Annotated in this window: 1 protein-coding gene and 1 pseudogene; both read right to left on the bottom strand. The window is 70.8% G+C overall.

Annotated elements, in window-relative coordinates:
• Positions 1-408 (bottom strand): annotated as a pseudogene (locus tag ACYVIH_RS08545) (glucose-6-phosphate isomerase); the annotation flags it as partial.
• A gap of 64 nt (positions 409-472) precedes the next feature.
• Positions 473-1,019 (bottom strand): transaldolase family protein (locus ACYVIH_RS08540; RefSeq protein ID WP_460868192.1); only part of this gene is annotated, 547 nt, incomplete at its 5' end.

Raw genomic sequence — 1,019 nt, 5'->3', positions numbered from 1 at the left:
GACCACGACCGCGGTGCTCGCGAGGTCGCCACCGAGCACTCGCGCGACGGCGGCCGGGTGGGTCGAGTCGATCATGGTGAGGCCGGCGTCCGCCCAGCGGGCGATGACGGCGGGGGCGAGGCTCGATCCTCCCATCCCGCACAGCACGATACGATCCACGCCCGCGGCCGAGAGCTCCGCACGCAGAGCCTCGACCCGGGGGAGCAGCTCGTCGGCGGCTGCGGCGAAGTCCGTCCAGCCCAGCCTGATCGAGGCCTCGGCCTCGGCGGCGGGGCCCCACAGGCCGGCATCGTGCGCGAAGATCCGGCTCGCCACGCGATCCCGCACCAGGCTCTCGAGCAGCTCATCCGTGCGTCCGCCGTTCGCCTGCTCGATGTCGTCGCCGAAGGCGATCCCGATCCCACCCATGATGGCTCCCCTCTTCGCTACTGCCTCGATAGACCGCTCGCTGCTCCAGGCCCGCCCGCTGCCTCTAGGCCCGCTCGGCGAGCGCCCGCTCCACGGTGTCGCAGAGCTCGGCCCACGAAGCGTCGAACTTCTGCAGCCCCTCGAGTTCGAGCTTCTCGGTGACATCGACGTAGTCGACGCCCTGCGCGTCGAGCGCGTTGAGCAGCTGATTCGATTCGAGGTACTCCGACGTGATCGTCTCGCCGCGCACCTCGCCGTGGTCGGCGAACGCGTTCAGCGTCGCCTCGGGCATGGTGTTGACGGTCTCAGGCGCGATCAGCTCCTCGACGTACAGGGTGTCGCGCAACGACGGATCCTTGACGCCGGTGGACGCCCACAGCGGGCGCTGCGCGTTGGCCCCGAGCTCGAGCAGCAAGCGCGCCCGCTCCGACGAGAAGGACTGCTCGAAGATCTCGTAGGCGAGTCGCGCGTTCGCGACACCGGCCTGGCCCTTGAGCGCGAGCGCCTCGGGCGTGCCGACCGCCGAGAGGCGCGCGTCGATCTCGCTGTCGACCCGCGACACGAAGAACGAGGCGACCGAGTGGATGCCCGACAGGTCGTGCCCCGCCTCG

This window comes from Nocardioides pakistanensis (assembly GCF_054781215.1).
This window is presented reverse-complemented; position numbering and strand designations above follow the sequence as displayed.